The organism is Arcobacter sp. CECT 8983, assembly GCF_004118855.1.
GTDB lineage: Bacteria > Campylobacterota > Campylobacteria > Campylobacterales > Arcobacteraceae > Halarcobacter.
This window is the reverse complement of sequence record NZ_PDKF01000002.1, coordinates 201,001-227,001: the sequence shown is the minus strand read 5'-3', so window position 1 is coordinate 227,001 and position 26,001 is coordinate 201,001. Positions and strand designations below refer to the sequence as shown.

The 26,001-nt window shown below is 29.5% G+C and carries 22 protein-coding genes; 11 read left to right on the top strand and 11 right to left on the bottom strand.

Features of this window, described 5'->3' with window-relative positions; genetic code table 11:
• Positions 1 to 127: 127 nt before the first annotated feature.
• Positions 128 to 442 (bottom strand): thioredoxin, encoded by a 315-nt coding sequence (gene trxA / locus CRV01_RS01115; RefSeq protein ID WP_129006224.1) that lies wholly within the window; start codon positions 440 to 442, stop codon positions 128 to 130.
• 124 nt (positions 443 to 566) lie between these two features.
• On the opposite strand from trxA, the gene CRV01_RS01110 reads away from it, so the two are divergent.
• The gene (locus tag CRV01_RS01110) at positions 567 to 914 is read left to right on the top strand and encodes a helix-turn-helix domain-containing protein (protein ID WP_129006222.1); all 348 of its coding nucleotides are present in this window, start codon (positions 567 to 569) and stop codon (positions 912 to 914) included.
• On the opposite strand, the gene CRV01_RS01105 is transcribed toward CRV01_RS01110, so the two are convergent.
• Positions 911 to 1,522: a TetR/AcrR family transcriptional regulator gene (locus CRV01_RS01105; protein ID WP_129006220.1), complete on the bottom strand. Its 612-nt coding sequence runs from the start codon at positions 1,520 to 1,522 to the stop codon at positions 911 to 913. The genes CRV01_RS01110 and CRV01_RS01105 overlap by 4 nt on opposite strands.
• A gap of 180 nt (positions 1,523 to 1,702) precedes the next feature.
• Here CRV01_RS01105 and CRV01_RS01100 point away from each other — a divergent pair, with 180 nt between their 5' ends.
• The 4 genes from CRV01_RS01100 to CRV01_RS01085 are packed head-to-tail and all read left to right on the top strand — an operon-like array spanning position 1,703 to position 5,755.
• Positions 1,703 to 2,158, top strand: coding sequence for a (2Fe-2S)-binding protein (locus CRV01_RS01100; protein WP_129006218.1), 456 nt, complete (start codon positions 1,703 to 1,705; stop codon positions 2,156 to 2,158).
• Position 2,159: 1 nt separating this feature from the next.
• Entirely contained in the window at positions 2,160 to 4,289 is a 2,130-nt protein-coding gene (locus CRV01_RS01095; RefSeq protein WP_129006216.1) for a molybdopterin cofactor-binding domain-containing protein, read from the top strand.
• Position 4,290: 1 nt separating this feature from the next.
• Positions 4,291 to 5,178: an XdhC family protein gene (locus CRV01_RS01090; RefSeq protein ID WP_129006214.1), complete on the top strand. Its 888-nt coding sequence runs from the start codon at positions 4,291 to 4,293 to the stop codon at positions 5,176 to 5,178.
• The gene (locus CRV01_RS01085) at positions 5,165 to 5,755 is read left to right on the top strand and encodes a nucleotidyltransferase family protein (RefSeq protein WP_129006212.1); all 591 of its coding nucleotides are present in this window, start codon (positions 5,165 to 5,167) and stop codon (positions 5,753 to 5,755) included. The genes CRV01_RS01090 and CRV01_RS01085 overlap by 14 nt, the downstream gene beginning before the upstream one ends.
• Before the next feature lie 4 nt (positions 5,756 to 5,759).
• Here the strand turns inward: CRV01_RS01085 and CRV01_RS01080 are convergent, their stop codons facing one another.
• Entirely contained in the window at positions 5,760 to 6,734 is a 975-nt protein-coding gene (locus tag CRV01_RS01080; RefSeq protein WP_129006210.1) for a YhdH/YhfP family quinone oxidoreductase, read from the bottom strand.
• A 132-nt stretch (positions 6,735 to 6,866) separates the two neighbouring features.
• On the opposite strand from CRV01_RS01080, the gene CRV01_RS01075 reads away from it, so the two are divergent.
• The 6 genes from CRV01_RS01075 (at position 6,867) to CRV01_RS01050 (ending at position 15,679) form a co-directional block, all read left to right on the top strand.
• The gene (locus CRV01_RS01075) at positions 6,867 to 7,211 is read left to right on the top strand and encodes a helix-turn-helix domain-containing protein (RefSeq protein ID WP_129006208.1); all 345 of its coding nucleotides are present in this window, start codon (positions 6,867 to 6,869) and stop codon (positions 7,209 to 7,211) included.
• A complete protein-coding gene (locus tag CRV01_RS01070) occupies positions 7,212 to 8,033 on the top strand; it encodes an alpha/beta hydrolase (protein ID WP_129006206.1) in 822 nt (273 codons plus the stop codon). It begins immediately after the preceding gene.
• A 75-nt stretch (positions 8,034 to 8,108) separates the two neighbouring features.
• Positions 8,109 to 11,405, top strand: coding sequence for a filamentous hemagglutinin N-terminal domain-containing protein (locus tag CRV01_RS01065; protein ID WP_129006204.1), 3,297 nt, complete (start codon positions 8,109 to 8,111; stop codon positions 11,403 to 11,405).
• A gap of 10 nt (positions 11,406 to 11,415) precedes the next feature.
• On the top strand, positions 11,416 to 13,092 hold the full coding sequence (locus tag CRV01_RS01060; protein ID WP_129006202.1) for a ShlB/FhaC/HecB family hemolysin secretion/activation protein: 1,677 nt from the start codon (positions 11,416 to 11,418) through the stop codon (positions 13,090 to 13,092).
• 53 nt (positions 13,093 to 13,145) lie between these two features.
• Positions 13,146 to 13,826: a response regulator transcription factor gene (locus CRV01_RS01055; protein WP_129006200.1), complete on the top strand. Its 681-nt coding sequence runs from the start codon at positions 13,146 to 13,148 to the stop codon at positions 13,824 to 13,826.
• Positions 13,823 to 15,679, top strand: a complete 1,857-nt coding sequence (locus CRV01_RS01050) for a sensor histidine kinase (RefSeq protein WP_129006198.1) — start codon at positions 13,823 to 13,825, stop codon at positions 15,677 to 15,679. The genes CRV01_RS01055 and CRV01_RS01050 overlap by 4 nt, the downstream gene beginning before the upstream one ends.
• Here CRV01_RS01050 and CRV01_RS01045 read toward each other — a convergent pair.
• From CRV01_RS01045 to CRV01_RS01010, 8 genes are all read right to left on the bottom strand, one after another.
• Complete coding sequence (locus CRV01_RS01045) at positions 15,662 to 16,363, bottom strand: ABC transporter permease (RefSeq protein ID WP_129006196.1); 702 nt, start codon at positions 16,361 to 16,363, stop codon at positions 15,662 to 15,664. The genes CRV01_RS01050 and CRV01_RS01045 overlap by 18 nt on opposite strands.
• A gap of 3 nt (positions 16,364 to 16,366) precedes the next feature.
• Complete coding sequence (locus CRV01_RS01040) at positions 16,367 to 17,263, bottom strand: NAD(P)H-dependent glycerol-3-phosphate dehydrogenase (RefSeq protein WP_129006194.1); 897 nt, start codon at positions 17,261 to 17,263, stop codon at positions 16,367 to 16,369.
• Between the two features lie 3 nt (positions 17,264 to 17,266).
• Entirely contained in the window at positions 17,267 to 18,694 is a 1,428-nt protein-coding gene (gatB, locus tag CRV01_RS01035; RefSeq protein WP_129006192.1) for an Asp-tRNA(Asn)/Glu-tRNA(Gln) amidotransferase subunit GatB, read from the bottom strand.
• 10 nt (positions 18,695 to 18,704) lie between these two features.
• On the bottom strand, positions 18,705 to 19,529 hold the full coding sequence (locus CRV01_RS01030; protein ID WP_129006189.1) for a peptidyl-prolyl cis-trans isomerase: 825 nt from the start codon (positions 19,527 to 19,529) through the stop codon (positions 18,705 to 18,707).
• Between the two features lie 98 nt (positions 19,530 to 19,627).
• Entirely contained in the window at positions 19,628 to 22,468 is a 2,841-nt protein-coding gene (locus CRV01_RS01025; RefSeq protein WP_129006187.1) for an FAD-binding and (Fe-S)-binding domain-containing protein, read from the bottom strand.
• Between the two features lie 186 nt (positions 22,469 to 22,654).
• Positions 22,655 to 24,028, bottom strand: coding sequence for a TRAP transporter large permease subunit (locus tag CRV01_RS01020; protein WP_129006185.1), 1,374 nt, complete (start codon positions 24,026 to 24,028; stop codon positions 22,655 to 22,657).
• Positions 24,025 to 24,651, bottom strand: a complete 627-nt coding sequence (locus CRV01_RS01015) for a TRAP transporter small permease subunit (RefSeq protein ID WP_258238280.1) — start codon at positions 24,649 to 24,651, stop codon at positions 24,025 to 24,027. Before CRV01_RS01015 ends, CRV01_RS01020 begins: the two co-directional genes overlap by 4 nt.
• Before the next feature lie 121 nt (positions 24,652 to 24,772).
• Positions 24,773 to 25,843, bottom strand: a complete 1,071-nt coding sequence (locus CRV01_RS01010; RefSeq protein WP_375234254.1) for a TRAP transporter substrate-binding protein — start codon at positions 25,841 to 25,843, stop codon at positions 24,773 to 24,775.
• Positions 25,844 to 26,001 lie beyond the last annotated feature (158 nt).

Sequence of the window (26,001 nt, the reverse complement as noted above, 5' to 3'; positions counted from 1 at the left end):
TTTCCTAATTATTTTTTAATTCGTTATTTTATCTAATTATACTTATTTTAAATATGAAAGTTTATGAAAAGAAGAAGTTAAAGAAGCAGTGAGATACTGCCTCTTTTATAAATATTGTTATTTAATATTATAGTGAGTTTAATTTATCAGCAAGTGCTTGTTTAGATTGTGCACCAACTAAAGTATCAACTACTTCTCCATCTTTCATGAATACAATTGTAGGAATTGATCTAACTCCATATTTAACCGCTAAATCTTGTTGCTCATCTGTATTTACTTTACAGATATTTGCTTTACCATCAAAATCTTCTGCTAATTCATCAATTACGGGAGCAAGCATTCTACAAGGTCCACACCATGGAGCCCAGAAATCTACTAAAGATACACCTTCATTTACAGTTGCTTCAAAATTATCATTTGTTAATTCAATATATTTACCCATTTAATTATCCTTTTTTTTATTTTTATTGTAGTATATTAACTTATTAGTTGACAAATGTCAAGTATATACCCAATAGTAATATAGGAACTTTTTGGTAACTATAAACACTATAAAGGCTTTTATTATGGAAACAAGAAATTACAACTGTTTTTTTCAATTAGCAACTGATATGATAGGTGGAAAATGGAAAGCAATGGTTCTTTGGTCACTTAAAAAAGGTGTAAAAAGAAATGGTGAGTTAAAAAAACTTATTCCAGGAATTAGCCAAAAGATGTTAACTCAACAACTAAGAGAACTTGAAGAAGTTGGTATTGTACAAAGAATTGCATACCCAGTTATTCCTCCTAAAGTTGAATACAAATTAACTAAACATGGTGAAAAACTTATTCCCATTTTACAAGAATTACATGATTGGGGTAAAGATTATGCAATTGAAAATAAAATCACTATAGAAAAAGCTACAAACTGCTAGTTAGCCATATACATTGTTTTTATCATTTCAATGGCTTTAGTTATTACTTTTAATTCTTCCTCTTCGGTGATAATTTCTGCTCCATAAAGTTGAGGAATAAAAGCAAAAGATTTAATCACTCCAATAAATTGTTTAGCCACAAATAATGAATCTTCAAAATGTAGTTTGTTGTCTTCTTTAGCTTCTTCAAACCATTTTGCAGTCATAGTCACATACTCATCTTTTGTATTATCAAGAATTTTTTGCCCAACATTACTTCGTTGAACCATAACCACAGTCATAATTCTAATAAGCTTTATATTTTCCTCTTTTCGCAAAAAGTTCATCTCTTTTTTTGCAATTTCAAAAAGTTGTTGTTCAATATCTTTTTTAGAATCATAAGTATATTTATATGCTTCTTCAAGTCTTTCTTTAAAAATAGAAGCAAGGTGCAAAAAAAGTTCTTCTTTATTTTTAAAATGTTTATATACTGTGGCTTTTGATACTTTTGCAATAGTTGAGATAGAATCCATACTTGAGCCATCAAAACCTTTGTTATAAAACTCTTTTATTGCTGCTTTAATAATATCTTTTCTTTTTTCTTCATTTAGAGGTCTATTTCTTTTCATAAGATTATCTTATCTTAAAAGCACTTATTTATTAATATACTATACTGTATAGTTTAGTATTAAATAAAACTTTGATTTCTTTTATAATAATGCATATTAAATTTTAGATTATTTTTTTATAATAAACTAAACTGTTTAGTTTATTAAATAAAAAGGTTTTATACTTTTAAAAGGAAAACAATGGCTACTAAAATAACAATTGATGGTAAAGAGTATAGTGTTAATGCTCCTTTAGACACCCCTTTATTGTGGGTATTAAGAGATTATTTAAATATGACTGGTACAAAGTTTGGTTGTGGGGTTTCCCAATGTGGAGCCTGTACCGTATTAGTTGATGGGGTTGCAACTAGAAGCTGTCAAACTCCTTTAAGTAAAATAAAAGATGGAAAAGTTACTACTATTGAAACAAAAGAAGATAAAACAGTTCAAAAGCTTCAAAGATTTTGGACACAAGAAGATGTTGTACAATGTGGATATTGTCAATCTGGGCAAATAATGAATGCAGCAGGTTTACTAAAATCAAACTCAAATCCTAGTGATAAAGAGATTATTTCAGCTATGGATGGAAATATTTGTAGATGTGGTACTTATAATAAAATTAAAATAGCTATTAAATCTGCTATAAAGGAGGCATAAGATGAAAAGAAGAGATTTTTTAAAAACAAGTTCTTTAGTTGCTTCATCTTTTGTTATTGGGTTTTATATTCCTACTAAATCAAGAGCAGAAGAACCTAAAAAAAAGGTATTAAAACCTAATGCTTTTGTAAAAATTAGTGACGATAATACAATAGACTTTATAATAGGTCAAGTGGAGATGGGGCAAGGAACATATACAACATTAGCTATGTGTATAGCAGAAGAGTTAAATGTAAAATGGGATGAAATAAATATTGTAGGAGCGCCTGTAGCGCCTGTATATAATCATGCCTGGGCTCCTATGATGTTCACTGGTGGTTCTTCTTCTATTTTAGCTAAACAACAAGATATGAGAAAAGTTGGAGCTGCATTAAATGAGATGCTAAAAACTGCTGCTGCAAAAAAATGGAAGATTAGAACTTATGATGTATATACAGACTCTTCTTATGTTATAAACAAAAAAACAAAAGAGAAATTTAGTTTTGGAGAACTAGTCTCATCTTTATCTGATATTAAAGTACCAACAAATCCTAAAATAAAAGATTTAAAAGATTGCAAAATAGTTGGAAAACCAAGATCAAGACATCCAAAAGAAATGGAAGCTAAAGTAACAGGAAAAGCCCAATTTGGTATAGATGTTAGAATTGATGGAATGAAGTATGCAGCAATATTACACCCAAGAGTTTTTGGTGCTAAGATTAAATCTTATGATGCTTCAAAAGTTTTAAAAAGAGATGGAATTGTAAAAGTAAAACAAATCCCTTCAGGAATTGCTGTTATTGCTGATTATTGGTGGCTTGCTAAAGAAGCCTTAAAAGACATTGATGTAACTTGGGATAACTTAGATTTTGAAAATACAAGTAGCCTTGATATAGATAAAGAGTATAAAGAGTTACTTTCAGAACCTGCTTTTACAATGAGAAAAGATGGAGATAGTAAAAAAGCATTTGATGAAGCACCAAATACAATAGAAACCCAATATGATTTTCCTTTTTTAGCCCATGCTGCAATGGAACCTTTAAACTTTGTTGTACAACATGATAAAAATTCAGCTTCTATTTGGTCTTCTTCTCAATTTCAAACTCTTACGCAAAAAAAAGCTGCAGAAGTTTTAGAAGTTGATTTTAATAATATTACTTATAATACTCCTTATTTAGGTGGAGCTTTTGGTAGAAGAGGAACATTAAATATGGACTTCATTTTAGATGGACTATATAGTGCAAAAGGGGAAGATTTTCCTGTAATGACTATTTGGACAAGAGAAGATGATATTAAAATGGGGAATTATAGACCAAAATATAAAAATAAAGTAAAAATGGCTCTAGATGAACATGGTGATATAACTGCATTTGATGCAAAGGTTATCTCTCAATCTATTTTTAAAGGAACCGCACTAGAAGGGTTTGGATATAAAAATGGAGTAGATGGGGCTCAAAAAGAGGGATTAGTTGATCATCCATATAATATAGATAACCATGATATGCAAGCAAAAATTGTAGAGTCTCCTATTCCTGTATTATGGTGGAGATCAGTAGGACATACTCAAACATCATTAACAGTTGAAGGGATGATAGAACAAGCAGCAGCCCTTGCAAAAAAAGACCCTATTGAGTATAGAATAGGAATGTTAAGTGACCAAAGATTTATAGATATTTTAAATGATGTGGCTAAAAAAGCCAATTGGAAAAATAGAAAAAAAGAAAAGAATGTAGGTTATGGAGTAGCTTTAGTTGAATCTTTTGGTACTATTTGCGCTCAAATAGCAAAGGTAAGAGTTATTGACAATGACTTTACAGTTGAAAAAGTTTGGTGTAGTGTGGATTGTGGATTTGCTTTTAATCCACAAAATGTAGAAAATCAGATGATTAGTTGTATTAACTTTGGTATTGCAGCTTTAAAATATTCAGAAATCACCCTTGAAAAAGGTGCCACAGTACAAAACAATTTTTATGACTATAAAGTTTCTAGGATATCTGATGCTCCTGAGATTGAAGTAAGTATTATAAATTCAGGAGATAAAATCGGTGGAATAGGAGAACCTGGAGTTCCTCCAATTTTAGCAGCTGTTCCAAATGCTTTATTTGATGCAACAGGAAAAGTTTATAGTTCAATGCCTATAAAAGAGATTTAATATGTTTTCAAATAAGCAATATATTGATTTTATAGAAAAATCTAGACTAGAAGGCTTAGACATAGTTGTAGTTTCTGTGGTAAAAACACAGGGTTCTACCTATGCAAAAGCTGGAAATATGATGCTTATAAATAACAAAGGTGAATCTATTGGCGTATTAGGAAGTCCTTTATTACATAATAAATTTTTAGAATTTTCAAAAGAAGCTTTTAAAAGTAAAAAAACAATTTATTATGAGAACACGCCAATAGATAAAAACTCTGGGCATGGAGTAAGTGAATATATAATACAAGCTTTTTTTTATAAAGATGAGTATTGTGCTTTAGGCAAAGCTTTAAATAGCTCTGGTAAAAGCTGGATTAGGTCAATTGATAGTGAAGAGTTTAGTTTTATTGATAAAAAAGAGAATAAGTTTGAAAATGGTATGTTTTATCAATATATACAACTGCCCTATTCTATTTTAGCTTTTGGTTCAGGACGCCATGTTGAACCTTTTATTTCCATGTGTAATCTTTTAGGTTGGAAGACAACAGTTATTGACATGAAAATTGATAATGAAAATGTAAAAAGTGCAGATAATTTAATAGAATTAAAAAGTTTAAATGAGATATTTTCTTTAGATTTAAGTTCTTATAATGCTTCTGTTATATTAAGTCACTCTCCCAAAAAAGATGATATCTATTTAGAAGCTTTACTCAAGTCTTCTGTAGAATATATAGGAATTATGGGCAATAAAACAAATATGAAAAAGAAAGTAGAAAAGTTCTCCTTACAAAATGACAAAAGGTTTTTTGCTCCTGTAGGATTTGACATTGGTGGAAATACTCCTGAAACCATTGCTTTATCTATTTGTTCTCAAATTGAGGCTAAAAAAAATGGAAAAATCTAAAAACTTATCAGTTGTAATTTTAGCAGCTGGCAAAGCAAGTAGATTTGGAAAAGCAAAACAACTTCTTGAAATACAAGGGCAAACACTTTTAGAACTTTCAATAAAAAAAGCATTAACTATAAGTGATGATGTAAATGTGATTTTAGGGTCATATGCTGATTTATGCATTGAGAAGATTAAAGATTTTAATATAAAATATCACATAAATAAAGAGTTTGAATCAGGAATGGCAAGCTCTTTAAAACTTGGTATTTCAAAAGTTGAAAATAATAAAGATATTTTAGTCATGCTATGTGATATGCCCCTTGTTCCTCTTACTCATTATGAAAGTTTAGTAAAAGTTTATTCAAATAATAAAAATAAAATAGTATGTTCTAAATATAAAGATAAGTTTTTAGTTCCTGCAATTTTTCCTAATAAATATTTTGATTTATTTAAAAAACTAAGTGGGGACAAAGGAGCAAAAAATATTTTAAAAGAGTATGACAAAGATTATGTTATTTTAGAAGATAAATATGCCATTGATATTGATACAAAAGAAGATTTTGATAGAATATTAGCAACTAAATGTTGCTAATACTTTATATTTTTACTAAATATCTTCCTACAGCTTTACCAGCTAATAAGTTTTCATAAGCTTCTTTTACTTCATCTAAATTTATTTCAGTTGTTAAAGCAGCTAAAGACTCAATGGCAAAATCAGAAGCTAACTTTTCCCAAGCAGCTGTTTTCTTTTCTATTTTACACTCAACTGAATCAATACCAATAAGTCTTACGCCTCTTAATATAAATGGAAAAACATTTGTTGGTAATTCATGTGATGAAGTTAAACCACAACAAGTTGCTACTCCATCATATTTTATTACTTTTAAAGCTTCTGCTAAAATATTTCCACCAACAGTATCAACTACCCCATCATACTTTTCACTTCCCATTGGTCTTTTATTTTCAACATCAAAATCAGCTCTTAAGATAACCTCTTTAGCTCCTAAATCTTTTAAGAAAGGAATTTTATCTTCTTTCCCAGAAATAGCAGTTACGCAAAATCCAAGCTTGCTTAAAATAGCAACAGCAATACTTCCAACACCTCCAGTAGCACCTGTAACAAGTACTTCTCCACTTGTAACACCATTGTTTAAAAGCTCATTTACACTTAAAGCTGCTGTTAAACCTGCTGTTCCATAAGTCATAATTTCTCTATCAGAAATACCTTCTGGCATAGTAACCACCCATGAAGCTGGCACCCTTACATATTCACTATGTCCCCCATTAGTATTCATACCTAAATCATAGCCTGTCACAAGAACTTTTTGCCCTACTTCAAAATCTGAACTTGTTGATTTTTCTACAGTTCCAGCTACATCTATTCCAGTAATATGAGGAAATACTCTTGTAACTCCTGGATTACCTATTGAACTTAGAGCATCTTTATAGTTTAAAGATGAGTACGTTGCTTTTATTAATACTTCATTTTCTTCTAAAGCTGGAACTTCAATATCTTGAATTCCACAATCAAACTTCTTATCTTCTATTTTTTCTACTACAAATGCTTTCATGAATTATCCTTTGAATTCTTCTTTATTTGTTTTATATTAAAACTTTAGCTAAAATTAGACAAAGAGACAAGAACTATCTAAAAAGAAATGTACTATCAAAAAAGATAGTTAAGCGAATTAAAGGTATCTATAATGAATAAAAAAATTAATGAATTAGAAGAAAACATTGAAAAATGTCCTGTAGAAACTGCCCTTGATGTACTTGCAGGTAAATGGAAAATATTGATTTTATGGTATTTAAGGCGAGATACCCTAAGATTTAGTGAACTTCAAAAGATGCTTCCAAGAACTACAGAAAAGATGTTAATTCAAAAACTAAGAGAATTAGAAAAAGACAATATTGTCCATAGAGAAGTATATCCTGTAGTTCCACCAAAAGTAGAGTACTCTCTCACAGAATATGGACAGAGTTTAAAACCTATTCTAAAACAGCTATACCTTTGGGGTGAAGTTCATAAAGAGAAGTTTAATAAATAAATGAAGTCTCTTTTACTATTTTTATTAATTGTTTTATTTTTTAATGCATGTTCTTCTATTGCTACAGTTGAAGAAAGAATAACTACTTCAAATAAACTTATTCAAGAAAAACAAATCAAAAAAGAGATACTACATACAAATATTTTTTCTTTATACTCTTTGCAAAAAACTTCTTCATGCAATACTTTAAGAGTATATATTGAAGGAGACGGTTTATCATGGCTTAGCAGAACAAGAATCTCAAATAACCCTACTCCTATAAATCCTCTAGCAATGAAACTATTTTTAAAAGACAAAAGCTCTTGTAAAATCTATTTAGCAAGACCTTGTCAATATACAAAGGATAGTAAATGTGAGAAGAAATACTGGACTTCACATAGATACTCAAAAGAAGTTTTAAGTTCTTATTTAAATGCCTTAGATTTATTAAAACAAAATTTTTTAAATAAAGAGTTTGAACTTATAGGATATTCAGGTGGAGGAGCAATTGCCACACTTATAAGTGTGAAAAGAGAGGATGTAAGGTTTTTGTTAACAGTTGCAGGAAATATAGACCACAAATACTGGACTCAAAAACATAATATAAACTCTTTATATGGTTCTTTAAATCCACCACAGTTTGCTAAAAGTTTAGAAAAAATAAAACAAGTTCATTTAATTGGAGAAAAAGATACTATTATTGATAGCTCTATTTTCAACTCTTACTACTCTTATTTTAAGAATACTTCGAATATAAAACACACTATTTTTAAAGATTTTACCCATCAAAAAGGCTGGGAAGAAAACTGGATAAAAATATTAAATAACAACTATCTTTTTTAATATTAATTTATTTTGACTTTCATTTGACTTTCACTTGTTAAAATATTTAAATATTCAATTACAAGGGAAAGAAGAATGAAAAGACTAATTGATTTTAGTTCTAGATTTAGAATTTTAAAAGGTGGTAAAATCAGTTTAGTTGTAAGTGCCTTACTTGGAACTACTACTTTAACATTTGCAGCTCCATCTGGTGGTGTTGTAACTAGTGGAAATGCAAATATCTCTCAAAGTGGAAATACCACAAATATTGTTCAAAATACGAACAAAGTTTCTATAAACTGGAATAAGTTTAACATTGCTACTGATGAAGTTGTAAATTTTAAACAGCCAAATGTTAATTCTATTGCCTTAAACAGAGTAGTAGGAAATGAAAAATCTATTATCAATGGTGCACTTAATGCAAATGGACAGGTTTGGATATTAAATTCAAATGGAGTTTTATTTGGTAAAAATGCAAAGATAAATACATCAGGACTTTTAGCTACTACAAAAAACTTAAGTGACCAAGATTTTAATGCAGCTAATTATAATTTCAAAGGTTCTTCAACAGAAGCAATAATTAACTTAGGTGAAATAGATATCTCAGACTCAGGATATGCAACACTTTTAGCAAACACAGTTTCAAATGAAGGAACAATAAAAGCAGTAAAAGGTTCTGTAAGACTTGTAGGTGCAGATGACGTAACTATAAACCTAAATGGAAACTCAATTGTAGATTTAACAGTAAATAAAGGAGTACTTGATTCACTTGTTGAAAATAAAGGTGCTATTTATGCTGATGGTGGAGAAATTTATCTTACAACTAATGCTGTAAATGAACTATTAAAAGGTGTAGTAAATAATGAAGGTATCATTGAAGCAAACTCTTTTGAAGGTGTTACTGGATATGTAGAATTATTTGCCCATGGTGGTGAAGCTAAGATTGGTGGGACAATAACTGCTAAAGAGGGGTTTGTTGAAACTTCTGGTAAAGAGTTTACTTTTAATGATGCAAAAATTGAAGCAGGAAAATGGTTAATTGATCCTGTTAATATTACTATTGATACTGCTTTAGCAAGTGCAATAGTAAGTGCATTGGATACTGGGGATGTTACTATTGAAACTGATCAAAGTGATTATTCAGATATTGATACAAGTTCAAGTGGTACAAATAGTGAAAGTGGAAGTAATGGGAATATATTTGTGAATGCTAATATTATAACTAATAACTTAGGATCAGCAGATAGAACCTTTACTCTACTTGCAGATAATAATATTACTTTTGCAGATGGAATTAATATTGATGCAACACAAAACGCAAATACTAATAAATTAAATGTTATTTTAACTGCTGATAATAACAATAGTGGATCTGGACAAATTATAGTTTCTGGATCAACAGGAAATAGTATTTTGACAAATAATGGAAATGTAACTATTAATAATAAAATTGATGGAAACGTTGATGGAGAAACTCCACTTGTTATTAATGCAGGAACTGGTGATATAAATTTAAATGATGATTTAGGTGAAAGTAAAAGATTAAAATCTCTTACAGTGACTGCAAATAATTTAAATTTAGGTAGTAAACTACATAAAATTATTACAAAAGATGAGCAAGTTTATAATGCAATAATAAATTCCCTAGCCACTGCACAATTTGCAAACTCTGGTTTTGAAGATGGAAATACTTCAAACTGGACAATAGATACAACAAACACCATATATCTAAATGGGGGAAGTGTTATAGCAGGATACAATACTCCAAATGATGATATATTACCAAACACTGTACCAACTAAAGATAGTGAAAGTGGAGCATATGATGATTACGATTCAACTGGAAACTATTCTGCAACACTCTCAGGAGATACTGATACTGATGGAGGAAGTAATTCTTTACAATTAACATACTCTAGTGGTCAGGTAACAGAAGGATATGGTGTTGTTCATGGTCCTTCTGTTGTAAGTGATAATTCTGTTTCATTAGAAGAAGGGGATGGAGTATCATTTAAGTGGAAAGCACAAGGTGGAAGTGATGCATATGATGTATTTGGATATATTTTAAATGTTGATACAGGAGAAACACAAGTTATTTTAAATGAAACAGGAGCAACAGGAAGTGCGACTACAAACTGGGCATCTGCTTCAGTAACTGCTAACAAAGCTGGAAATTATAAGTTTATTTTCGTTGCTGGTTCATGGGATGCTAGTGGAGGAAGAGCCCTAGGTGCTAACTTATATATTGATAATATTACAACATATAGTAATAAATCTTTTATAGGTTCTAATGTAACCTTTAACAACACTTTAAATGGTGGTTCTAGTGAAATCCAAATTAAAGCTGATAAAATCAACTTTAATAGTACTATTTCAGGAAAAAATACTCTAAAAATTAACAAAAGAACAGCTGGAGGAACAATTGAATTAGGTGGAAATGTAAATAATGATTCTAATATTTTAGACTTTACAAGTTCTGATTTAGCAAATATTCAAGACTTTACTAATGTTATTTTTGGTGATTCAAATACTGGGAAAGTAGTTACTACTGGAGATATTACAACTAACTATGATATTGAACTTCATGCAGCAAATGAAATTGAAATTGCAAATACTTTAGATGCTGGAACAAATACACTAACGTTAAATTCAACAGGAACAACAACAGATTCTGGTAATGGCTATATTCAAGCAAAAAATTTAAATCTAAAAGGAAGTGGAAACTTTAATTTAGATAACGATAACAATGATGTTGATATATTAGCAGCAGGAACAAAAGAGTCTCCAATTGGACAATTATATTATAAAGATAAAGATGATGTTAAAATCGGTAAAGTTGATGACTCAAAAGGTTTAAATGCTAAAAATAATATTGAAGTTAATACTTTATCTGGAGATATTACTGTTGAAAAAGATGTAATTACGGAAAAAAGAACAGATGATGCAATTAAACTAAATGCAGAAGCAGGGAATGTAAATAAAAACTATAATGTGTATGTAGGTCCAAAAATTATTGAGACAACACAAGAAAGTGAAACAAAAACTGATAATAAATCTAAAGAAATAGAAAAAATAGTTACTACGATTACAAATAAAGAAGCAATTAAAACCCCATTACCTCCAAAAGTTACAACAACACCAACTAATCTAACTAAAATAGCAGTTGATACGGAAGGTAATAAACAGATTATTTCAAAACCAATAGAAGGACAAGCTACAAAAAGAGTCTCTATGAGTGAAGCAAAAAAAATGCAAGAAGATGCAACTGGAGAAAAAGTAGATGAAGTAAAAGTACCATTATCAAGAAGTTCTCAAATTGTAATTGTAGGGAATGGAATACTTTTACCAGAAGGTGTTGAACAAGAGTTTTATGTAGCAGAAGATGAAATATAGGAAAGTAAGAATGAAAACAAGAAATATTATAGCATTATCAATAATCACATCACTATCTTTAAGTGCTGCCAATGTTCCAAACATTGGTGATGCACTAAAACAAGTGCAACCTCCAAAACTAAAAAAAGAAAAAGAAACCAAGCTTCCTTCTTTAGATAACAAAGTAGAAGAACCTTTAAAAAAGTTTGATGATAGTAAAAAAGTATTTATTAAAACAATTGAAATAAAAGGTAATGAGAAGTTATCAACTGAAAAAATAAAAAAAATAGTTTCTTCTTATGAAAACAAAGAGTTAAGCTTTAAAGATATGCAAGATGCAACAACTTTAATTACAAAAGCATATAGACAAGAAGGATACTTTGTAGCAAGGGCATATATTCCAAAACAAAATATCTTTTCACAAGAAGGTGTTTTAAAAATAAACATAATTGAAGGAAACTATGGAGATTTTATCTTAGAAAATAATTCATTAGTTAAAGATGAAATCGTACAAGCAAACTTAAATGCAATTAAAGATGATAATATTGTTTCTACAAATACACTTGAAAGAGCTATGCTTATTATTAACGATACTACTGGTGTTGTTGTAAATAAAGCAGAAGTTAGACCAGGTAAAAAAGTAGGAACTAGTGATTTTATTATTGGAACTCAAGCTACTAAAAAATATAGTGGCTATGTATTAGGTGACAACTATGGTTCTCAATATACAGGTAAACATAGAATCATGGCAGGAGCTGATATTAATTCACCATTTGATATAGGAGATAAACTAACATTCTCAGGTCTTACATCAGAAGAGATTGGACTTATTAATGGAAGAGTAGCTTATAACTTTCCAATGAATGAAAAAGGTTTAAGAGGAGAAGTTAGTATTTCTAAAACTACTTATGAGCTTGGAAGTACTTATGAGAATCTAGATGCTTTAGGAAGCTCTGATTCAATTACTTTCAGAACAGAGTATCCTTATGTAAGATCAAAACTTAAAAATATAAATCTTTTTGCAGAAATTTCATTTAATAAAATGAAAGATGAAATTCAAGAAACAGATGTATATACAAAGAAAAGTTCTAAGGTATTAACAGTAGGTGTTGATTATACTGAAGACAAAATTGTATTTAATAAAAATTCTCAATCAAGAGCTAAATTATCTTTAACAACTGGAAAACTAAAGTTTAATAGTGATGAAGATAGACAAAATGATGAAAATGGTGCTAATACAAATGGAACATTTACAAAGTTAAACCTAGAGTTAGGACAAGACTTTGAATTAACTCCAAAAATCAGATGGGAAAACTCTTTCCAAGCTCAATATGCTTTAGGAGATAAAAATTTAGATGGAAGTCAAGATTTAAGTATTGGAGGTATTTATGGTGTTAAATACTATCCTGATGGAGAAGAAAGTGCTGAAAATGGATTTATCTTTAATACAGAGTTATTTTATACACTTCCAAACTATAAAGAATTAAACTCTTCTGTATCTGTTTTTTATGATGTAGGGAGAACATTTATGAGTCAGGATACTACAAATGAAGCTCCTAGAACATTACAATCATTTGGTTTAGGATATTATGGTTCATATAAAGATATGTTTGTTAATGCACATTTAGCTCAAAATATCAAACATGATGTTACTAGCCAAAAAGATTATTCTTCTAGGTTTTTACTTCAGGCAGGATGGGTATTTTAATAAAATATTTACTAAGTTTAAGATAAATTTCTATATCTTAAAAAAGGATAGAATTGAAAGATACAACAAAGTATTTAAATATTTTAATTGTTGAAGATGATATTGAAATACAAAATAATCTAAAAAAAACTCTATCCTTACTTTTTAAACAAGTCTTCACAGCAAAAGATGGACTGGAAGCCTTTAGAAACTATAAAGAACTTGAAATAGATATAATTATAAGTGACTATGTAATGCCAAACATGGATGGCTATGAGTTAAGTAGAAAAATTAGAGAAGAAAAAGACGATATACCTATAATTATACTTTCAAGCTTTATGGATATTGAAAAACTACAAAAATGTATTCCCTTAGAACTTACAAGTTTTTTAGAAAAACCTATTGCCTTTGATAAACTTTTAGAACAAATAAATAACTCTATAGAAAAACTTGAAAAGAGTAGTAGACTAAAGTACAAACTCACTAAAGAAATCACCTATTGTAAAAAGAAAAAGTGTTTATTCATTAAAGATGATAAAATAGAATTAACTTTTAATGAATCAAAATTACTTGAACTTTTATGTAATTATAAAAATGAAATTATTGAATTTGATACTATTATCAATTTTTTGAATAATGAAAATGAAGAAATAAATAAAAATAGTGTTAAAAATATTGTTTATAGACTAAGAAAAAAACTTCCTGCTGATTTAATCTCAGCACATAGAAACCTAGGTTACGCGTTAAACATATGATTAAATTTATAATTATTCTATCTTTTTTTATTCAATTCTCTTTTGCAGAAACAATAACTATTGACAATAATTTTGAAAAAGCTTTATATAAAAGTTCAAAAGAAATATTTTCTACTTCTGAAAACTTATCTATTAGAAATATTCAAGAAAAAAAGTTTTATAGCACTAAAAAATCAAACTTTGAAAAAACCCCAAACTATATATGGTCAAGATTTGTTTTATTAAATAAGTCAAATAAAGATCAAGAACTATTTTTTAGAAACTTAAGACCAGGTATTGATTATATTGATGTTTATATTTTAAAAGATAAAAAAGTAATTGCAAGCTTCTTATTAGGTGACCTAAGACCTTATAAAGAAGAAAGAATCCTTTCTAGAAAAAGTATTTTTAATTTTGTTTTTGAAAAGAAATCCTCATATGAAATATATATTAAATATAAAAACTTAGGAGCTATTACAAATCAATGGGAGATATTTACTCCTCATAATTTTTTTAGAGTAGAAACTTTAGAATCAATGATTTGGGGTGTTATCTATGGTATTTTTCTTTCTTTAATGATTTATAATAGTGTTTTATACTTAACAACAAAAAATAGTGCATTTTTATTTTATGTTTTATCAACTCTTTCATCTAGCTTTTACCTTTTAACATTAAATGGTATTACATATCAATTAAATTTAGGAATCAATTTATATTTTATTACTATCTCAACTTGGTATTTTGTTTACTCTTATGTAATATTTCTTTTACTCTTTATAATTAAATTTTTTAATGGAGAAAAAGATTCAAGACTTTATAAACTAACTAGAGCATTAATAATTTTTCAGATAGTTTCAATTTTACTACTAAGTATTGGTTTTTATGATAATTCATACCATTATATAACATCAAAAATTGATACTTTTGCTTTATTTTCTTTTATTTTCATCTTCTTTATTGCTATTTTTGAGTTTAAAAAACAGAATAATTACTCTATATACTTTCTAATAGGACAAAGCATCTATATATTGTGTTTTAGTTACTACACTTTAGAAGTTATTGGTATAAAAGAAGCCCTGCAATACTCTTGGTTAATTTTACCAATAGGATTACTATTAGAAGTTATTTTTATCTCTTTAGCTCTTAATGCAAAAATGAATACAGCTGAAAAAGAAAAAAAAGAAATGGAACAACAACTTTTAGAACAATCTAGATTTACAAATGCAGGAAGAACTATTTCTTATATAATTCATCAGATAAAAAGACCTATTTCACAGTTGGGAAGTCAAATTAATTTAATAGAAGCAACTTATATGCTTGACAAAGATAATCTAACTTCTACTGTAAAAGATACTCTACCAAAAATAAAAAATACTCTTCAATATATAAATGAAGTAAATCATAGTGTAAACACACTATTTTTAAACCCTAATGGAAAAGAAACTTTCGATCTAAATCAACAATTAAATACTTTAATTAATCTAGTAAGTGACTACTTATTAAAACATAATATTAAAGTTAAAAAAGAGTTTGAAAATATTGAAATAAAAACATATAGAGGTACTTTTTCTAATATTATTATGGTAATACTTGAAAATGCAATTTATGAATTAAAAAATCTTGATGCAACAAGAGTTATTAGAATTACTACTAAAACAATTAATGACCTAATATATATTGAAATAGAAGACTCAGGAAAAGGTTTAAAGTGTGAAGAAACAATCTTTGACCCTAACTACTCAACTAAACTTCATGAAGGAAGTGGGGTGGGACTTAGCCTAGCTAAAACCCTTACTGAAAAAAAACTTGAAGGTAAGATATTAGCAAAAAACACTCCCTTTGGAGCAAAATTTATACTAAAACTCCCTTTTTAATAATTTCCCTTTCAAAAGAAAATAAACTATTGCACTTAATCCTGCACTAGAAAGAGTCATTGCCATAATCATAATTTGATATCTAACTGCAATCAATGGATCAATACCTGATAATATTTGTCCTGTCATCATTCCAGGAAGAGCAACTAATCCAACTGCTAATAGTGAGTTTATTTGAGGTATCATACAAGCTTTAAAAGCTATTTGTCTTGCTTCTTCGAAGCTTGACCTTTCAATCTCTTTTTCAAAGCGTTCAACAGCTAAAGAAAGGGCATTCATAGTATTCGCAAAAACCATTCCTGCAAGTGGTATTACGTATCGTGGTTCGTATAATTTTTCTAACTCTAATACAAATACAACTATTAAAAAAAGATTTATTAGTCCAGCTAAAGCTACTGCTGAGAGTATTTGAAAATAGTGTTTAAAACTTTTATCAAGTGTATTTCTAAGAGTAATCCAAGAAGAGACTACAATCATAAAGAAAACAATAAAAATACCTACTGTTATATCATTTGATTTAAATATAAAAACAAGTAAATATCCAATAGCTATAAGCTGAATAATCATTCTTATACTAGCTATTATAATATCAGATTTATCTTTTGTCCATTTGTAGTAAAAATACCATATAAAAAGTAAAGGAAGAAAAGAAAGGGATAAGTTAAAAAATGAAATTGTACTCATTTTCTAACTTCTTAATAAGTCCTTCAAACTATCATGAGGGTTTTTTCCATCGAGAATAAGTTTAACTTCATTTGCAATTGGAGTATATATTTTATTTTTGTTAGATAGTTTAAATACTGCCTCTGCTGTTTTCACACCTTCTGCAACTTCTCCAAGCTCTTCTAAGATAGTTTCTAAACTTTTCCCACTTGCTAATCCAAGCCCTACACGAAAGTTTCTACTTAATTCACTACTTGCAGTTAAAAACAAATCTCCTGCTCCACTAAGACCAAGGAAACTATCTTTTTTAGCTCCAAACTTTTTGCCAAACCTTTGCATTTCCACAAGACCTCTTGAAATAAGTGAAGCTCTAGCATTATTTCCAAGTTTTAGTCCTTGACAGATTCCACTTGCAATGGCAAGTACATTTTTATATGCACCACAAATTTCTGCACCTATTACATCATCACTATAATAAGTTTTTAAAAATCGTGGAAACATAGGAGCGAATTTATCATAAAGCTTTTTAGATTTTGAGTTTATTACAATAGCTGCTGGTAAAGCTTGCATAACTTCACTTGCAAAAGATGGTCCCGAAATAAAACCTATATTTTTACTTGGAACAAACTCTTCATAAATTTCATTTAAAAACTCTCCGGTACTAGCTTCAATACCTTTAGCTGCTACAAGTATTTTTTGTCCTGAGAATACAAAGTTTCCTTCTAGCCATTCTCTTACTTCTTGTGCAGGAATAGCAATAATTAAATATTCACACTCCAATGCAGTTTGTAAATCTACAAAATTGTTAATATCTCTTTTTGTTCTTGAAGTTATTAAACATTTTTGATTTTGACTAAGAGCAAAATGTAAGGCTTGACCCCACTTACCTGCTCCAATTACTGCAATAGATTTTTCAGCCATTTATTACCCTAATCTTTGTTTTAAAAGTTCGTTTACTTTAGCTGGATTTGCACTACCTTTAGATGCTTTCATAGTTTGTCCTACAAAGAATCCAAATAGTTTCTCTTTTCCACCTTTATATTCTGCAACTTTATCTTCGTTTGCAGCTAATATTCCATCAATGATTTCTAAAATAGCGCCATCGTCAGATACTTGTTTTAATCCAAGCTCCTCAATAACTGCATCAATTTCAGAATCAGGTTTTTCCATTAAGAAATCAAGTACTTCTTTAGCTGCTTTTCCAGAGATAGTTCCATCTTCAATAGCTTTTACAACACCTGCAAGCTTTTTAGCTCCAACAGGAGAATTTTCTAAAGTCATTCCTTCTGTAAATCTTGCTGGTAACTCAACAGTTAACCATGTTGCAGCATTTTTACCAGAAATTCCCTCTTTCATCATTTCATCAAAGAAGTTTGCAGTCTCTAAAGAAGCAGTGATAACAGAAGCATCATACTCTTTGATGCCAAACTCATTTACAAATCTTTGTTTTTTCTCATCTGGAAGTTCTGGAATTTGTGAATATTTTTCCATCATCTCATCTGTAATGATTAAAGGTAAAAGATCTGGGTCTGGGAAATATCTATAATCAGCAGCATCTTCTTTACCTCTCATTGATCTTGTTTCACCTTTTTCCGGGTCAAATAGTCTTGTTTCTTGTACAATTTCTGTATCATGAACTCCATCTTCCCAAGCTTCAATATGTCTATTTACTTCATATTTAATAGCTTTTTCAATAAACTTAAATGAGTTCATATTTTTGATTTCACATCTTGTGTATAACTTATCATCACCCTTTGGTCTAATTGATACGTTAACATCACATCTGAAAGAACCTTCTTGCATATTTGCATCTGAAATACCTAAATATCTTACAATTGAATGAAGTTTTTTAAGATATAAAATAGCTTCTTCAGCATTTCTCATATCTGGCTCAGAAACGATTTCAAGAAGTGGTGTTCCTGCACGGTTTAAATCTACATGAGAAACACTTCCAGCATGAATATTTTTACCTGCATCATTCTCTAAGTGAGCTCTTGTTACACCAATTTTTTTACTACTTCCATCTTCAAAATCAATTACTAACTCACCAAGCCCTACAACAGGAACTTCAAATTGAGAAATTTGGTATCCATTTGGTAAGTCTGGATAGAAGTAATTTTTTCTATTAAAGATAGATTTCTGATTAATTTGTGATTTTAAAGCAGTTCCTAGCATAATTGCTTTATGTACTGCTTCTTTATTTAATACAGGAAGTGCTCCAGGAAGTCCTAAACAAGTTGGGCATACATTTGTATTTGGTTTTTCTCCAAAACTTGTCGCACAAGAACAAAACAGCTTACTTTTTGTATTTAATTGAACATGTACCTCTAATCCAATAATTACTTCAAACATCTATTTCCTTTTATCTTACTATTTTAATATCTGCAGATAGTTTTAATTTTTCAAAATAGTCTTTTAAATACTCTTTTTCTCTATCTTGCATAATCATGTTAAAAATTCTGTCTTTTACATCTTCAAAAGCTAATGTTTGTTGATTACCTTTATCTTTGATTAATAAAGAAACATACTGTTTATTTGATGTAAAGATAGGAGTGAACTGATTAACTTTTGTCTCATTTAAAATATATTTTAATTGAGGATTTAAATTAGCTTGATTTAACTCAATTGCAGCTTTTTTTACATCTTTTACATTTACCATTGGGTTATTAATAGCTTTTTTTAATGCTGCATTATCAACAGAAGAGTATTGAACTGCTCTTACAGTTGAAGCTGTAGTAAAAAGATTTTTATTATTGTCATAGAAGATTTTTAAATCCTCTTCAGTGGCAATTTTTATATTTCCTCTAACAAGTTTTCTTGTAAGTTTTTGCGTAATAATTTGTTTTCTAATTTGCTCTTCATATGCATTGTAATCTTGGTATTTTTGTTTAATTAAAGATTTAAATGTATATAAATCCATACCATTTGATGCAGCAATCTTTTCTAAATAGTTATTCACATCAAAAATATCTGCTGTTATATTGTGTTCTTCAACTAACTGTTCAAATAAAACCTCATCAATAAGTTGAGCTACAGCTTTATCTTTTGGAAGATTTGCTTGAGCTTTTCTCTTCTCAATATCATAAAGAGTAATCGGTTCATCATTTACAGTTAAAGCAATTGCATCAACTAGTTGTGCAAAAGATATAGTAGTGAATGTTAAAAAAACAAGAAGTAGTTTAGTCATAATTTTAATCCTTTTTGTATCTATCAAACTTTTATTTGATATAAAAACAGACATTTTACCAAATTAATGGTAAATATCTGTTTTGTTATAAAAAAAGATTATTTATTTTTTGCAGCTGTACACTTATCCACTAAATAAAAAATAGAGTTATAATCTAAGCCAGATGTTTCACTTAAACCTATTTCACAAGTTTTAGAAGTAGAAAATGCATATTTTGCCCCTTTTACATCATCTTTTAAAAACCTAAGTGCAGATTGATTAAGTTCAGGGAAGTTAAAACCTCTATCCCCTGCAAATCCACAACATTTTACATTATCTGGAACAATTACATTTGTTGAACACATTTTTGCTAGTTCTATAAACTTCTCATGTAAGCCCATCTTTCTTGAAGAACAAGTTGAGTGAATAGTAATAGGTTCATCTATTTGTGTAAACTCTAAATTCTCTTTTAATACATCTAAAGTAAACTCAATAGGCTCATAAACTTTCATTCCCTCCTGGAAACTCTCAAGCATTTTTTTAGTACAAGGACTTGTATCACAAAGTACTGGATACTCTCCAAAATTACTAATCTCTTTTAAAGCTTGTTCTAGCTCATCACTTTTTTGTTTTCCTTGACTTATAAAACCTTTTGAAGAGAAAGGCATTCCACAACATAAACTATCTATATTATTAGGGAATAATACTTGGTAACCAGCTTTTTGAAGAAGTCTTACTGTTACATCAAAAACCTCTTCTTCAACTGTTGTTTTAGAATCTCTTCCCATAGTTCTATTTATACAAGAAGGGAAATATACAACTTTTTTATTTACAAGTTTTTGTTCAAAGTTTGTATCTATTGAAGTTGGTCTAGGCAGACTTGCACTCCATTTTGGTATAGAATTTTTACTTATACTTCTCATTGAAGAAGTTAAACCTTCCATATTTGATGTTCCAATTATTTTATGAAGTAAATTGGCCCCACCTAATCCAAACTTCATTCCCTTTAGTGTTGTAGAGAAGTTATTTGCAACAAACGAAGCTATCTTTTGGGCTCTTGGACTCAACTGTTCTGCTCTTAAATGTTTTGTTAAACTTCCTGTATCAATCTTAACAGGACAGGCAGTTGAGCATAAAGAACATGCTGCACAAGTTTCTATTCCATCATATTGATAAAGGTCTTTATACTCTTTAGCTTCTTCAAGATTTCCTTCTCTTTCAAGTTTAGAGATCTCTCTGTTTATAACAATTCTTTGTCTAGGAGTTAAAGTAATATCATTTGAAGGGCAAGTAGGTTCACAAAAACCACACTCAATACAAGTATCAACTATCTCATTTGTTGCTGGCATTGCTTTAAGATTTTTTAAATGAGCCTCTGAATCATCATTTATGATAACTCCAGGGTTTAATAAAGCTTTTGGATCAAATATTTTTTTGATTCTTTTCATCATTGAATAAGCAGTTTTCCCCCACTCTACTTCAATAAAAGCAGCCATATTTCTTCCAGTACCATGTTCAGCTTTTAAACTTCCTTGATACTTAACTGCAACAGATGAAACAACATCATTCATAAACTCATCATATCTTTTTACTTCAGATTCAATTGAGAAGTCTTGAGTAAATACAAAGTGGAAGTTTCCTTCTAAAGCATGACCAAAGATTAAAGCTTCACTATAACCATGTTTTTTAAATAATGCTTGTAGTTCTAAAGTAGCTTCTGCTAACACTTCAATAGGATAAGCAACATCTTCAATAATAACAGTTGTTCCAACTTCTCTTACTGCTCCAACGGCAGGGAATAGTCCTTTTCTAATCTTCCAGTAAAGAGTATATTCTGCAATATCTTTTGTAAAATAGATATCTCTTACAACTTCAAACTCTTCAAGTAACTCTTCAAGCTCTTTAATTTGAACATCTAATGCTTCATCATTTATTGCTCTTGTTTCAATTAAAAGTGCTGTTACATTTTCATCAAAATCTTTAATAAACTCTGGCATAGCTGGGTCATTTTCAATACTTGCAAGTCCAGCCCTATCCATAAGCTCAACTGCATCTACTGTAATAGTTTTTGCTTCACGTGCAAGTTTAATTTTAGTAACCGCATTACATGCTTCTTTTACATCTTTAAAATAAATAAGTGCACTTGCTTTATCTTTTAAATCTTCAACTGTTTCATAAGTAATCTCTTCAATAAAGGCTAAAGTTCCTTCACTTCCAATAATTAAGTGTTGTAAAATTTCAAATACATCATCAAAATCAATAAGTGCGTTTATTGAGTAACCACATGTATTTTTGATTTTAAATTTCTTAGATATTAAAGCAGATAACTCTTCATCACTTTTAGTTTCATTGGCAATTTTTTCAAGACCTTCAATTAAATCTTTATGTGAAATTCTAAAGGCTTGTTTTGACTCTTCACTTGCAGTATCTAATTTTGTACCATCGGCAAAGATTAACTTCATAGATTTTAAAGTTTTGTATGAGTTTTGTGAAATTCCACAACACATACCTGAAGCATTATTTGCAGCTATCCCACCAATCATTGCAGCATTTATACTTGCAGGATCTGGTCCAATTTTCTTTCCATAAGGAGCTAATAAATTATTTGCTTCTTGTCCTGTAAGTGCTGGTTGTAATGAAATTGTACTTTTATCATCAGAAATTCTAAAATCTCTAAAATTTCTTGATGTAATAATTAAAATAGAGTCACTAATAGCTTGTCCTGAAAGTGAAGTTCCTGCAGCTCTAAAAGTAACACTTAACTCCATAGCATTTGATAGTTTTAAAATCTCTTCTACTTCTTTTGCATTATCTGTTTTAATTACTATCTTTGGGATTAACCTATAAAAAGATGCATCTGTTCCATAAGCTAAAGTATGTAACTTATCTGTAAATAAATTTTTAGTATCAATTATTTTTGATACCTCATTATAAAACTCTTGATATTTTCCTTCTAACATTTTTTGTCCTTATAAATTTTTCTTTATTAAATTTATAAAAAATATTATTCAAGGCGTGGGACAGTATATATTCTTTGTTGGGGATCATCTATAAAAGAGTACATTCTATCTTTGGTTTTAAATACTAGATTTGTTATAAGTTTTAAAAACATCGACATCATATACTCCTTTTTTAGCAGTATTATACTACATATTAGTAGACATTCCAAATACTTCTGGATAGAATGCTACAATTCCTAGGACTATTACTTGTATTATAATAAATGGCAACACTCCTCTATATATTTGTCCAGTTGTTACACCTGCTGGAGCACAACCTTTTAAATAAAATAGTGAGAAACCAAATGGTGGCGTTAAGAATGATGTTTGTAAGTTCATTGCAATTAAAATTGCAAACCAAACAGGGTTTATTCCTAACGTTTCAGCTACTGGTAATAAAATTGGAACAATGATATATGAGATTTCAATAAAGTCAATAAAGAATCCTAATACTAAGATTGCTAGCATTGTAAAGATTACGAATCCCCATTTGTCATCACCTGGTAAACTCATCATTGCATGTTCAACTATCTCTTCTCCACCTGTATAAGAGAATACCATAGAGAATGCTGTTGCACCAATTAAGATTCCAAATACCATAGAAGTAATTTTTACTGCTTCTAAAGATGCTTCTTTTACCATACCAACTGTAAAAGTTCTATATAAAACAGCTAATCCTACTGCACCTATACAACCTACTGCTGCTGATTCTGTTGGAGTAGCAACACCTGCAAAAATAGAACCAAGAACTAATATAATTAAAGTTAATGATGGAATAATATCAATTAAAGCTCTAATTACTTGTTTCTTCTTGTTTCCTCTACTTGGATCAGCTGGAATTGCCGGAGCCATATCTTTTTTCACAAAAGAAACAACTAAGATAAATAAAATATATGCTACAACTAAAGCAAGTCCTGGTCCAACAGCAGCTGAGAATAAATCTCCAACTGGAACTTGGAATACATCCCCTAAAATAATTAATACAATTGAAGGAGGGATAATCTGCCCTAAGGTACCTGAAGCACAGATTGTACCTGTGGCTAGCTCTGTGTTATATTTATACTTAAGCATTACAGGAAGTGAAATAACACCCATTGCAACAACTGATGCACCTACAACTCCTGTTGAAGCAGCAAGTAAAGTACCAACTAAAACTGTAGAAATGGCAACACCACCTCTTACTTCACCAAATAAGAATCCCATAGATTCTAATAATTTTTCAGCAAGACCAGTTTTTTGTAAAACAATTCCCATAAAAATGAACATAGGAATTGCCATTAAAATAGTACTTTGTTGAATAGCATAGATTCTAAAAGGCATGTAGTCAAACATTGATATACCTTCAATCCAACCTTGACTTAAAAGATGTGCTAATGCTGTACCCTCTTCTGCATAAGAAAAAATTTCATAAAATCCTGCAAAAATACCAAAGAAAACTGAAACTGCTGCAAATGTAAATGCTACGGGGAATCCAATAATCAGCATAAACAATGCTGTAAAAAACATTACTATACCAATCATTTTGATTCTCCTTTTTTATCTTCATTTTCATAAGGGTCAATATCTACTACGTGATATTTTTTCTCTTTTAAATCACATTTTAGATTTTCTATTTCACCTTTTAAATTGTATTCATCCATAGGGTGTAAACCTTTATAAATATTTAAATTTCTAATAAAAAAACCAATTGTTGTAATTGTTAATAAAAGAAATGACAATGGAATTAATGATTTTACAATCCATCTATAAGGAAGTCCTCCTGGATCGCCACTTTGTTCCATTGATAAATAAGCTTCATGGGCATTGGTAATTGAACTTATTCCCACTAAAAGAGCAATTGGTAAAATAAATAATACTGCACCTACCATATTAATCATAGCTTTTCTTTTTGGACTAAATTTATCATAAACTAAGTCAACTCTTACGTGACCATCTTCTTTTAAAGTATAAGCAACTCCAAGAAGTATAATTACTGAAAATAGATGCCATTCCATCTCTTGCATTGCAATACTTCCAGTGTTAAAGAAGTATCTCATGATTACATCATAAAATACATTTAAAATCATAAGTACCATTGCTAATGCAGTTATCATTCCAATAAAGTCTGCAAATTTATTGAAACCTTTTTCAAGTTTTAACAACATAAAAATCCTTTGGGTGTGTTGTAATAAGTAAGATAAAGATATCTTATTGTTTTATGTTTATATTACTTATCATTATATAAAAATCCCCCTAAGGGGATTCTTCGTAAGAATAAGAACAATCTTATAAATTGTCTTTTAAGTAGATATAATCAGACATTTCTGTCCATTTTCTAACTTTCTTTTGGTAAGCCTCTTGTGATTCTAGAATCTCTTTTAACATTGGGTTTTCAGCTTTCATTTTTTCTCTTAACTTAGCATTTGAAGCTTTCATAGCGTCCATAACTGGTTTAGGGAAAGTTTTAACTTTAATGTTTGGATATTCTTTTTCCATTTTAGCCCAAGCTTCAGCACTCATGTGATAGTTTTGAATATACATATCATATGCAGATACTCTCATTGCTACAACTAAAATTTGTCTTAAATCTTCAGGTAACTTTTTATATGTTCTTTCATTTACTAAGAATTGTAAATCTAATCCTGGTTCATGCCATCCTGTATAGTAGTAAGGAGCAATTTTGTGGAACCCCATGTTGATGTCCATACCTGGTCCAACCCACTCTAACGCATCTAAAGTTCCTCTTTCAAGTGAAGTATATAATTCACCTGGAGCAATATTAGTTACTGTTAATCCTAACTGTGCCATTACTTCTCCAGCAAATCCTGGAATTCTCATTTTAAGACCTTTTAAATCTTCTAAAGTCTTAATTTCTTTTCTGAACCATCCACCCATTTGGTTTCCTGAACTACCACCAGGGAATGATAAAACTTTATATTTACTATAAACTTTTTCCATTAATTCTTGTCCACCACCATAGTAGAACCAAGAATATTGTTCAGGCATTGTCATACCAAAAGGCATTGTACTAAAAGGCATTGTATTAATATCTTTACCTTTCCAGTAATAAGATGCAGTGTGAGCCATATCATATTGACCACCCTTAACCATATCAAATACACCTAATGGTGATTTATGCTTGTTTGCAGCATCCACTCTAATTTTTAGTCTTCCATCACTCATTTCTTCTGCAAGTCTTGCCATATTTTTAGGCGCATCAATAAATGGTGATAGTGTTGGTCCCCAAGTTGTTGCAAGTGTTAATTTATACACTCTTTTTGCCATTGCATCAACACCTAGTCCTGCAATTAATGCTGCAGCTAAAAGTAGTTTAGTTGATTTACCAAACATCTTCATGTAATCTCCTTTTTTTGTGTCTCATGGAAATTGTAACTGTCAGAAATGAAAAAGATATGATATTTTGAGTTTTTTTTTGAAAAAAACCCCATAAAATATAGGGTTTTGAGCATATGCTCACCAAATTAAAGATTTTTTAAGAAATTGCTATTTTAATG

Bases quoted from the DNA above. Each gene is read 5' to 3' on its own strand.
- trxA (WP_129006224.1), bottom strand. From the start codon at position 442: ATGGGTAAATATATTGAATTAACAAATGATAATTTTGAAGCAACTGTA.
- CRV01_RS01110 (WP_129006222.1), top strand. From the start codon at position 567: ATGGAAACAAGAAATTACAACTGTTTTTTTCAATTAGCAACTGATATG.
- CRV01_RS01105 (WP_129006220.1), bottom strand. From the start codon at position 1,522: ATGAAAAGAAATAGACCTCTAAATGAAGAAAAAAGAAAAGATATTATT.
- CRV01_RS01100 (WP_129006218.1), top strand. From the start codon at position 1,703: ATGGCTACTAAAATAACAATTGATGGTAAAGAGTATAGTGTTAATGCT.
- CRV01_RS01095 (WP_129006216.1), top strand. From the start codon at position 2,160: ATGAAAAGAAGAGATTTTTTAAAAACAAGTTCTTTAGTTGCTTCATCT.
- CRV01_RS01090 (WP_129006214.1), top strand. From the start codon at position 4,291: ATGTTTTCAAATAAGCAATATATTGATTTTATAGAAAAATCTAGACTA.
- CRV01_RS01085 (WP_129006212.1), top strand. From the start codon at position 5,165: ATGGAAAAATCTAAAAACTTATCAGTTGTAATTTTAGCAGCTGGCAAA.
- CRV01_RS01080 (WP_129006210.1), bottom strand. From the start codon at position 6,734: ATGAAAGCATTTGTAGTAGAAAAAATAGAAGATAAGAAGTTTGATTGT.
- CRV01_RS01075 (WP_129006208.1), top strand. From the start codon at position 6,867: ATGAATAAAAAAATTAATGAATTAGAAGAAAACATTGAAAAATGTCCT.
- CRV01_RS01070 (WP_129006206.1), top strand. From the start codon at position 7,212: ATGAAGTCTCTTTTACTATTTTTATTAATTGTTTTATTTTTTAATGCA.
- CRV01_RS01065 (WP_129006204.1), top strand. From the start codon at position 8,109: ATGAAAAGACTAATTGATTTTAGTTCTAGATTTAGAATTTTAAAAGGT.
- CRV01_RS01060 (WP_129006202.1), top strand. From the start codon at position 11,416: ATGAAAACAAGAAATATTATAGCATTATCAATAATCACATCACTATCT.
- CRV01_RS01050 (WP_129006198.1), top strand. From the start codon at position 13,823: ATGATTAAATTTATAATTATTCTATCTTTTTTTATTCAATTCTCTTTT.
- CRV01_RS01045 (WP_129006196.1), bottom strand. From the start codon at position 16,363: ATGAGTACAATTTCATTTTTTAACTTATCCCTTTCTTTTCTTCCTTTA.
- CRV01_RS01040 (WP_129006194.1), bottom strand. From the start codon at position 17,263: ATGGCTGAAAAATCTATTGCAGTAATTGGAGCAGGTAAGTGGGGTCAA.
- gatB (WP_129006192.1), bottom strand. From the start codon at position 18,694: ATGTTTGAAGTAATTATTGGATTAGAGGTACATGTTCAATTAAATACA.
- CRV01_RS01030 (WP_129006189.1), bottom strand. From the start codon at position 19,529: ATGACTAAACTACTTCTTGTTTTTTTAACATTCACTACTATATCTTTT.
- CRV01_RS01025 (WP_129006187.1), bottom strand. From the start codon at position 22,468: ATGTTAGAAGGAAAATATCAAGAGTTTTATAATGAGGTATCAAAAATA.
- CRV01_RS01020 (WP_129006185.1), bottom strand. From the start codon at position 24,028: ATGATTGGTATAGTAATGTTTTTTACAGCATTGTTTATGCTGATTATT.
- CRV01_RS01015 (WP_258238280.1), bottom strand. From the start codon at position 24,651: ATGTTGTTAAAACTTGAAAAAGGTTTCAATAAATTTGCAGACTTTATT.
- CRV01_RS01010 (WP_375234254.1), bottom strand. From the start codon at position 25,843: ATGAAGATGTTTGGTAAATCAACTAAACTACTTTTAGCTGCAGCATTA.